This window comes from Arenibacter certesii DSM 19833 (assembly GCF_000429545.1).
GTDB lineage: Bacteria > Bacteroidota > Bacteroidia > Flavobacteriales > Flavobacteriaceae > Arenibacter > Arenibacter certesii.
Genome location: NZ_AUCB01000060.1, coordinates 1 through 9615, shown reverse-complemented (window position 1 = coordinate 9615; position 9615 = coordinate 1). Strand labels below are relative to the sequence as shown.

Here is a 9615-nt window from a genome sequence, read left to right as displayed (position 1 = left end):
TGGAAGGCCGCAACGCCATTTGCCGGGCAGGTAGCACATGGCTGGGGCTTGGCGGTCGGCAATCAAATCTCCCCTCGTACAACTCCTGAATTGGCTGAAGCCTTTACCAAAACCCTTGAATACCGAAAGCCTTGGGAAGCCAATAATAGCGGAAGTTGGACAGGAAGCTTCTCGGCAAAGTTCTGGGCCAGGTTGGGTAATGAGGAAATGCTGCAAAAGGTACTTGACGAACATTTTGAAAAAGCGCTGTTTCCTAACCTTACTTCCAATTTTGGAGGGTTTTGGGAAATCGACGGAAATTTAGGTATTACCGCTTCCATTTGTGAAATGCTGTTGCAAATCCATGATGGAGTAATAGAGTTTTTGCCGGCATTACCTTCTTTTTATCCCAACGGTAAAGTAGAAGGGCTTAAAGCCCGTGGTGGGTTTACAGTGAATATGGAATGGAACGGGGGTATTCTAAAACGGGTCCGTGTTCACTCTCAATCTGGAGGAAAAGCGGTTTTGAGATATGGAGAACAACTGCGCTAAATTAATATTGATAGAGATACGGATGTCAATTTTTATTTTTAAGTGGATTACTTTACCGGAATAGGGGGTGTAATTATTTTTTTTAAAAAGCAAGTAAAAGAGAGATTTCAATTTCTCGTAGTCTCTACCGTATTGTTCATTATGGGGGATTGATAGTGATTATTCTGACTGGATGGATCATATACCTGTCACGAAGGAACATAAAAGATATTCAAACCCTTGGCCATTTAAAAATTGACATACTTCATAGCAGTCTTTAAGGGCTCTTATCGAGAATAGGTATGGAGAAAAATATTGGATGATTTTCGGTCTTTTGTCTCCCTAAAGGGAATAATTTATTTACTACATTCTGACCAACTTGAATCCTATAGATTTTCAATTTAATCTAAAATATCTTGGCCAAATTATACTAGTATCCGGTCAACCCTATTTTAGTAAGCCTAGGCCTTGTTCATTTTCACCTGCTCTGTATTAAAAGATAGTTCCGTAGCTATTGGTGTATAATGATTTTTTTCATTGACCTTGACACAATCAATATAATTATTTTTGAAGGTTGATTTCTTCATTTGCACAGATCTATTATTCCGTCCCGATGGAGAGCTATGATAGAGTAGGCGCGTCATTCTTGTTTGGGAATGAAATAATCTTAATGCGACGGGATACAATCTATTAGTTGAACTTTTCGCCAATTTTCTTGTGTCCAATCACTATTAACTTAGGCATATACCAAATTATATTATTCGAAGGTTATCAAAAATATGACTCACTTTAATTATGCATGATTTAGATTTCTTACTAATTTAGGTCGAACTAAACGGGGAGCGTTTATACTGTATCCAATACCCAAATAGATTCAGTGGTAAATATTGCTAGTATAAATATTCAATTTCAAGCTATAAATACTTTATTAGCAGTGGCTAAATCTTTTGCTTCAAGTCTATTCCAAAAAGTAATAGGAAGACCCCATTGATTTTAGGGTCCAGGGTCTTGCGTAAAATGGAAAATGCTTTTGTAATATGACCTTCAACAGTTTTTGTGGAAATATTTAAATGCTCCGCAATTTCAATATTCGTAAGACCTTCCTGCTTGCTTAATATAAACGACTGTTTGCATTTAGGTGGAAGATTCTCAATTTCAATTTTCACCTGAGAAATTAGTCTTTCCATGGAATTTCCCGAATCTTCCTGTACAAATACGACCAAAGTGTCGATTTGTATTTTTTCCAATGAATAAACAGGCCTATTTCTTCTGTAATAATCAATGAACCCATTGTATACCGATTTGTATAAATAATTCTTGAGGTCAACATCTTTCTTTAGGTTTTTGCAAAATCAATAAGACGATGCGCAATTCCGCCTTTATTCATTAATTCTCTATTTCACCAAAGGTTCTGTATTCAAATCGATTAAAAACTTCTTTCTTTAAAATTCCGTGATAAGCTTCTATATGAGCATTTTCCTCCGGTGTTGCAATGTGGGTAAATTCTTGGCTCACGCCAATTAGCCCAAGGTATTCCCTCACATTCTTGGCTATAAACTGACTCCCGTTATCACTCCTGATCACAATATTATCAGGGTATTGGTAGTTCGTAAACAATTGGGAAAGCAATTCTATAACCTGTTTCTGCTTAATGGAAAAGGTAAAAAGGTCGGTTAAAATCCTACGGGTGTGTACATCTATTACAGATAGCAAATAAGCGTTTTTACCGGCACTAGGAATCCAAACCATCTTTATATCCATCTCTAGACATTCAAAAGGTCTAGAGGTGTTTACTTTCCTAAACTTAACAAACTTGCGTCCCGAACCACTTCTATCTATCCGGTCTTCTAGTTTTAATAGGTTTGCTTCTTTCATTATTCTATAAAGCTTTTTATGGTTTATAGTATAGCCATCCCGCTTTAGGTATGAAGTCATTAACCGATATCCACAATCTATAAATGGATGTTTTAATATTGATTTTACTGACTCAACAACACTATCCTGGCTAACCGGGCCTTTTTTACTGTGATAGGTAAACTTGCTTGGTTTATTCCCCTTCTTGCCATTGGTGGGCTTTCTATAGTAACTGCTATGAACCATTCCCACCATATCTATTAGTTTGGTCTTACTGATTTTGTGTTTGGCGTGCATCCTAACCACTAGATCTTTCTTGGATCGGACGTCCCAAACTTTTTTTTAAAAGCTCACGTTGCACTTCCAATTCAATTTCCTTATCACCAAGTAACTTACGAAGTACGGTTTTCCTCTTCTGCTTCTTTCAGTTCCTTGCTTTTAGTGTCATAGGGCACTTTTAAACCTGCTTCCCCTTTATGGTCGAACTTCTTCTTCCATGTATAAAAAGTGCCAGTGCTGACCCCGTATTTACGACAGGTTTACACAATGCCTATTTCTTCGGAACTGGATAATATCTCCAACTTCTGCGCTAAGGTCCATTTCTTATATTTCATATCTCAAATGTATAAATTTGAAATTTAAAATATCACTCCGAACTTATGTGGGGCTAAAGTATTCACTAATAGCATATTTGTTCAGTTCTCCAAAAATTTCATGTGCAAAATCCCCACGAGCCGTAAATTCTAACAAGCGCGCTCCTCCATCATAACATGCTTTAATAATGTGCTTACTTAATTCTAAATCTAGACTGAAAAACAAGGGTACTAACCCTGTTTCATTCATAACATTTATTACTTCTATTCTTGAAAATACTGCCATAAATTACTATTGTTTTTCCCTGTTTTATAAATGATTGAGAAACGATCCTTATGATATTTTCTTCAGCTAAATGGTCGATCTCTTCTTTATTGCCCAAATTAAAAAGGAAAGAAATTGTATGTTTCAAACAAGTTTGGAAAATTAAGGTTGTATGGAGGATTAATATTGTTCTATAATTAATCATAAATTATGTCGCATATAAAAAAATAACCACTCCTAATCTTAGCCAAAATAGGTGTGTTCTCATTATAAAGGATCAGTAAGATGGACTAATCTATAGATATTGTTAATGGACTATTAATTTGTAGAGAGAACCTATTTAAATATTCTTCCCATTCTTGTTTGGAATTGAATTGGCCGCTTTCCTTCCAACCAAAACCAGCATAATAAGTTACTTCATTGTCCACAACATTAAGATGTGCGTAAGCATTGCTAAAGTCAGTTTCCTCCGTATCATAATTTTCAAAATCGATAAAATATTCTTTGGGTGCGACAACGCCAGTGCCCAGCTCGGAATTTCCGTGTGGTTGCCAATAGCTGACCCAACCATTGTCTTTACTCCCCTCTACTTTACCATCTTTTTCGTGAAGCGTTAGGCCTGCGGAGATTTGGTTGGCACCTTCTAGGGTAATTTTGAATTTGGATAAATTTTGACCAAGGTCTAAACTTATAACCTTGGATTCTTTAATCTTGTTCCCATTAGCATCCCAATCTTCATACTCCAAATAAAAACTAGTCCTAATAGGGCCATTGGTAATGGTTCTCCAATGGGTGAAGTTTTTGGAAAAGTAATAAGAGTCCTCAACCTTTATTGCAATTCCACCTACACCTCTACTAATTCCTACATGAAAACTATCTAACCCCTCTCCCGTATCCTCATGATATGATCCATCAGTCTCTAGTTCCTTGTGGTACCAATTATTGATTATAGGGTACTCTACTTTTTTTAGCCAAGCATCCACACCGCTGGATAGTGTCCCGCCAGGAATATTATCCTCGATCATTCTTTGAGCTGTTGGTCCATATACCCTAAAGGCTACCTTATTATTTTCCCAAGTGTAATCATCGGTACGTTCAGGAACAAACCTTGAGTAGCACAATTCCGGTGCTTCAGGGCGATCTGCCTCGGTAATAGTCACAATTTCAAAAGATTGTTCACTGTTGGCTTTGATTTCCGGTTGAAAGATAATGAGGTCTGAAATTCCATCTCCGTCAGTGTCAATGGTCTGTGTAACCAACAATGTTTGTGTATCGATGTTTTTGATACCCACATTGGAAAGATCATCCACTTTTAAAAAGTCTTTGGTCAATTCGACCGTTTCGAAGGAGCGGTCCATTTCCAAACTGTTTTCTACTGTGATCGTTTTTGCTTTTTCTTGGTCAGCACATGAAGCTATCAATGCAAAGAAAGCGATAAACAAGGCGTATTTACGAAGGTGCACCATCATTTTTTATTTTTCGTTAGAAGGTTTTCCGATGGTCGCCAAAATTCCGCCATCTACATAAACGACATGGCCATTGACAAAATCACTGGCTTGGGAGGCTAAGAATATAGCAGTTCCCTGTAGGTCTTCCGGATTTCCCCAGCGACTAGCAGGAGTTCTCCCAATGATGAATTCATTGAAAGGGTGACCATCTACTCGGATAGGCTCAGTTTGAGTAGTGGCAAAATACCCCGGTCCTATACCATTGGTCTGTATATTGTGTTTGGCCCATTCAGTAGCCATGTTACGCGTCAACATTTTCAAACCTCCTTTGGCTGCAGCATATGCGCCTACAGTGTTACGCCCTAGTTCGCTCATCATGGAGCAAATGTTGATAATCTTTCCTGCCTTTCGTTGGATCATACCTTTTACAACATGTTTAGATACAATGAAAGGGCCTACTAAATCCACCTTGATAACCTCCTCAAATTCAGCGACAGCCATCTCTTCTAGAGGTGTTCTTTTTATAATTCCGGCATTATTTACCAAAATATCAATATCACCTACTTCTTTTTCAATCTTGGCAATATTGGTTTTCACTTGCTCCTCATCGGTTACATCAAAAAGGTAACCGTGGGCAGAAAGACCTAATGCTTTGTATTCTTCTACCGCATTGTCTAATTTGGATTGAGAGGAGGCGCCATTGATAACCAATTTGGCGCCTGCATTTCCCAGACCGATTGCCATGGCCTGACCCAAGCCGTGGGTACCTCCGGTTATGAGGGCAATTTTTCCTGTTAAATCAAATAAGTTAATAGACATATTTTTTATTTTAGTTCAGTTACTTTACAATGATCCATATCCCCGTAGTCCAAATTTTCCCCAGCCATTCCCCAGATAAAGGTATAGTTGCTTGTTCCTGATCCAGAGTGAATAGACCATGGAGGTGAGATGACCGCCTCGTTATTTGCCATCCAGATATGTCTAGTTTCTTGAGGTTCCCCCATAAAATGGCAAACGGCTTGGTCCTGTGGAACTTCAAAATAGAAATAAACCTCCATCCTTCGGTCGTGTACATGTGCGGGCATAGTATTCCAAACACTTCCTGTTTTTAACTCCGTCATCCCCATTTGTACCTGGCAGGTCTCTACCACACTGTTCACAATTAATTTTCTTATGGTCCTTGCATTGGCAGTCTCCATAGATCCCATTTCTACAATTTCAGCTTCGTCCTGACTTATTTTTTTACTAGGTAATACTTTATGGGCAGGAGTAGAATTGAGATAGAATTTAGCAGGTGCATCAACATTGTCACTGCTGAAAACTACTTCTTTGTTCCCCCTACCAATATAAAGTGCCTCTTTATAGGCTAAGTTATATTTTTTTCCGTCTACCGTTACGGAACCTGATTCTCCAACATTGATGATGCCGATTTCCCTTCGCTCTAAAAAATAATCGGATTTAATAGGTGCTATTGTGGTTAATTTTAGGTCAGAATTAACGGGTACGGCACCTCCGACTATATATCTGTCAAAATGGGTGTACACTAAATTAATGGTGTCATTTTCCATTAATTTCTGAATTAAGAACTCCTTCCGTAAACCTTCCGTGGTTAGTCCTTTGGTCTCGTTAGGAGAGTTAGCGTATCTTACTTGAAATTGATTTTTCATAATATTTTCTGTACAATTATTAAATTCTTTTACTAGTATGATTTAATAGGATTTTCCTATAATAGTTGTAAATATAATAATAAAATTCATAATACAATCGATTGGATTATAAATTATTCCTATATTTGAGAATGTTTGATTACCAATCAGGTTATAGTGAAATCAATAAAAAGTGTATTGCATTTTATTTTAAATGCAATGCATAATTTTGGTTCAGTAGAATTAACATTGCTAAATGGTTGTGGAAAAAGTGATATTTAGAAGATGGAAAATAATAAAATTACAATACATGATATCGCGAGGATCTTAAAGATAGACAGTTCTACTGTATCACGGGCCTTGAACGATAGTGATAGAGTTACGCAAAAAACAAAGGATAAAATACTGGCCAAGGCTCAAGAACTGGGATATCAACGAAACCATTTAGCCTCTAATTTGCGCAAAAGCAAGACCTATACTCTAGGGGTAATAGTACCTAGGATTTCCAGGCATTTATTTTCTTCAGCAATTGCGGGTGTAGAGGAGACTGCCTATAAAATGGGATATAATGTAATAATTTGTCAGTCCCTGGAACAATTGGAGCGGGAACGGAATATTGTGGGTACCTTATTAGCAAATAGGGTAGATGGAGTATTACTCTCCGTTTCTATGGAGACTATTAACTATGATCATCTTCAGGGTTTAAAACAAAGGAATATTCCGTTTGTATTTTTTGATAGGCATTGTAATATATCAGACAACAGCAATGTCCTGATTGATGATTATCAGGCTGGCTTTGATGCTACTGAACACCTTATAGGTCAGGGGTGTAAACATATTGTCCACTTTTCTGGGCCTCAAAATCTGGAAATCTATAAGAATCGGCTAAAAGGATATCTAAGTGCGCTTCAGATATATGATATAGAATTTAGGAAGGATTTGATAATAGAGTCGAGATTAATGGAAATAGACGGAGTTGAAAACGCGAAATTATTACTTGAGTTACCCTACAAGATAGATGGCATCTTCTCGGCCAATGATATTGCTGCTATTGGGGCAATGCAATACTTAAAACAACAAGGAATAAGAATCCCAGAAGATATTGCAGTAGTAGGGTTTAGCAATGAACCAATTTCTGCTTTAATAGAGCCTTCCCTGACCACCATAGACCAACCTGGATTTAAGATTGGAAAAACGGCCACTACTTTACTGATATCACAGATACATGAAGGTGCAACGAAGATGAAAAGCGAAACCATAATCTTAAAGCCAAACCTAATAGAACGCAAGTCCTCCCTAAGAAAATTTGAATCTGGGAATTATTAAGTTGTTAGTATCTTGCTTCTTTTATTTTTTAAAAATCACATTATGAAATTAAGAAATTTCTCTTTCTATTATTAATAACTGCAGACGCTTTCTGCACAAATTAATATTTAAGTCATAAATATTTAAAGTTTAAGCACTATTCCCTAACGGAAGGTTTATCTCAAAGCACCGTCCTTTGTATTTTAAAGGATAGCAAGGGCTTCTTATGATTTGGGACTCATGACAGACTTAATAATACGATAGACATGTATTTAAAACCTACAGACATAATACTTTAGATAATCATTCTATAAATAACAGTTATATTAAATCCTTGGTAGAAGATAAGCAGGGCATGCTATGGGCGGGAACTTTAAACGGACTAAATAAATACCTGCCAGATGAGGATAGGTTCATGGCAATAGACCTGGCGCCCTTCCCAAAATCAGGGAATTGTTATTAAAGGACAGGACAAAAAAGGCACAAATACTTATGGATTCGACAATGCTAGGCACAAATAATAAATGTTATTTGCCCATGGGCGACATAATAAGTCAAATTAATGAGGGTGAAGTGAGCTACAAAAAGGAAATTTTCGTTTAATTTCCTGATAAGGCTATAATTGTTAAAATGAGTGCCGATTCCCCGGGCCGTCTCAATTTTTCAACCTCCTTGATTAGTTTGTTGAATAATAACATTGAGATAAAAGATAATAGAATTATCTTGAAAGGCAACGCCCCAAAGCATGCCTATCCGCATTACGCCAGCAAAAAAGATCCTTTATATGAGGATGGATATGGTATGCATTTTCAAATGCTACTTCAGGTAAGAAACAAAGGCGGTCAGGTTGCTTAGGAAAAGAACAGGTTGGTAGTCCAAAATGCAGATGAAGTAGAACTTTTATTTACTGCGGCAACAAGTTTTAATGGTTTTGACAAGGATCCTGTAACAGAAGGTAAAGTGTATGGTCAAATCGCAGAGAAGTATATGAAGGTCTTATCAAAAACGGAATATTCCAAATTAAATGCCCGTCACCTTGAAGAATTCAAAAGTTTGTTTGAGAAGGTAGGTATTGATTTAGGAAACACATCAAAAGATTCGATGCGAACTGATGAAAGGATAAAATCTTTTCGTCCGGGTACCGACCCAGGTTGGACTGCTTTATATTATCAATTTGGTCGTTATTTACTCATACCTAGTTCTCGTACGGGGAAATTTGCCAGCCCTCTAACCTGCAGGGAATATAGAGTAGGAGTTTAAAGCCGGCATGGAGTGCCAATTGGACATTGAATTGTAATGCTCAAATCAACTATTGGCCCGTGGAAACTGCCAATTTATCAGAGTTGCATTTACCTTCTAATTGAACTTACAAAAGAACTTTCGGTAGATGGTGCAGAAACGGTCAAGAGCATGTATGGTGCAGATGGATGGATTGCGCACCACAATGCTGATATTTGGCGTTCTACATCTCCTGTTGGCGGTTCCGGATAATAGGCTATATATTAGGTAGGGAGCGTTTGGCTATGCCACCATCTTTGGGAGCATTACGAATGTACCCATGATATTGAATATCTTAAAGAAGTATATCCCACAATGAAGGGAGCCGCCCAATTTTATTTGGACAATTTACAAAAGGATGAAGACGGGTTTTTGGTTACGAATCCTTCGGAATCCTTTAAAAACTATTTTGTTAAACCCGATGGTAAAAAAGGACGGGCATGTGTAGGCGCTACCCAGGGTTTGCAGATAATCAGGGACCTGTTCCAAAATTGCAAGAAGGCAATTGTTGTTTTGGATAATGATAAAGAATTTGGTTGGGAATTGGATGAGTATCTAAACTAGTTATTGCCCATGCGTATTAGTCCTAGCACAGGAAGACTTCAGGATTGGAAAGACGATTGGAAGGCCGCAACGCCATTTGCCGGGCAGGTAGCACATGGCTGGGGCTTGGCGGTCGGCAATCAAATCTCCCCTCGTACAACTCCTGAATTGGC

Annotated in this window: 10 protein-coding genes and 4 pseudogenes; 7 read left to right on the top strand and 7 right to left on the bottom strand. The window is 37.7% G+C overall.

Annotated elements, in window-relative coordinates; genetic code table 11:
• Positions 1-531, top strand: a 531-nt coding sequence (locus G466_RS24155) for a glycoside hydrolase family 95-like protein (protein ID WP_026814962.1), incomplete at its 5' end; no start/stop codon positions are given.
• Positions 532-1448: 917 nt separating this feature from the next.
• On the opposite strand, the pseudogene G466_RS22690 reads toward G466_RS24155, so the two are convergent.
• The 7 genes and pseudogenes from G466_RS22690 to kduI all read right to left on the bottom strand — a co-directional run.
• Positions 1449-1841, bottom strand: a pseudogene (locus G466_RS22690) (sigma-70 family RNA polymerase sigma factor); the annotation flags it as partial.
• A gap of 55 nt (positions 1842-1896) precedes the next feature.
• Positions 1897-2661: a DDE-type integrase/transposase/recombinase gene (locus G466_RS22685; protein WP_229797215.1), complete on the bottom strand. Its 765-nt coding sequence runs from the start codon at positions 2659-2661 to the stop codon at positions 1897-1899.
• Between the two features lie 95 nt (positions 2662-2756).
• A pseudogene (locus tag G466_RS24550) lies at positions 2757-2891 on the bottom strand (transposase); the annotation flags it as partial.
• Between the two features lie 148 nt (positions 2892-3039).
• Positions 3040-3243 (bottom strand): annotated as a pseudogene (locus G466_RS0118515) (bifunctional 4-hydroxy-2-oxoglutarate aldolase/2-dehydro-3-deoxy-phosphogluconate aldolase); the annotation flags it as partial.
• A 269-nt stretch (positions 3244-3512) separates the two neighbouring features.
• On the bottom strand, positions 3513-4691 hold the full coding sequence (locus G466_RS0118510) for a DUF4861 family protein (protein ID WP_026814960.1): 1179 nt from the start codon (positions 4689-4691) through the stop codon (positions 3513-3515).
• 3 nt (positions 4692-4694) lie between these two features.
• On the bottom strand, positions 4695-5489 hold the full coding sequence (locus tag G466_RS0118505; RefSeq protein WP_026814959.1) for a gluconate 5-dehydrogenase: 795 nt from the start codon (positions 5487-5489) through the stop codon (positions 4695-4697).
• A gap of 5 nt (positions 5490-5494) precedes the next feature.
• The gene (gene kduI / locus G466_RS0118500; protein WP_026814958.1) at positions 5495-6337 is read right to left on the bottom strand and encodes a 5-dehydro-4-deoxy-D-glucuronate isomerase; all 843 of its coding nucleotides are present in this window, start codon (positions 6335-6337) and stop codon (positions 5495-5497) included.
• 264 nt (positions 6338-6601) lie between these two features.
• On the opposite strand from kduI, the gene G466_RS0118495 reads away from it, so the two are divergent.
• The 6 genes and pseudogenes from G466_RS0118495 (at position 6602) to G466_RS24790 (ending at position 9463) form a co-directional block, all read left to right on the top strand.
• A complete protein-coding gene (locus tag G466_RS0118495; protein WP_026814957.1) occupies positions 6602-7642 on the top strand; it encodes a LacI family DNA-binding transcriptional regulator in 1041 nt (346 codons plus the stop codon).
• A gap of 289 nt (positions 7643-7931) precedes the next feature.
• Positions 7932-8084: a two-component regulator propeller domain-containing protein gene (locus G466_RS24800; protein ID WP_157374029.1), complete on the top strand. Its 153-nt coding sequence runs from the start codon at positions 7932-7934 to the stop codon at positions 8082-8084.
• Between the two features lie 155 nt (positions 8085-8239).
• Positions 8240-8476: a hypothetical protein gene (locus G466_RS23370; protein ID WP_262482347.1), complete on the top strand. Its 237-nt coding sequence runs from the start codon at positions 8240-8242 to the stop codon at positions 8474-8476.
• 12 nt (positions 8477-8488) lie between these two features.
• The gene (locus G466_RS23365; protein WP_026814955.1) at positions 8489-8881 is read left to right on the top strand and encodes a glycosyl hydrolase family 95 catalytic domain-containing protein; all 393 of its coding nucleotides are present in this window, start codon (positions 8489-8491) and stop codon (positions 8879-8881) included.
• 26 nt (positions 8882-8907) lie between these two features.
• Positions 8908-8985: a hypothetical protein gene (locus G466_RS24795; protein ID WP_373296617.1), complete on the top strand. Its 78-nt coding sequence runs from the start codon at positions 8908-8910 to the stop codon at positions 8983-8985.
• Positions 8954-9463 (top strand): annotated as a pseudogene (locus G466_RS24790) (glycosyl hydrolase family 95 catalytic domain-containing protein). Before G466_RS24795 ends, G466_RS24790 begins: the two are co-directional and overlap by 32 nt.
• Positions 9464-9615 lie beyond the last annotated feature (152 nt).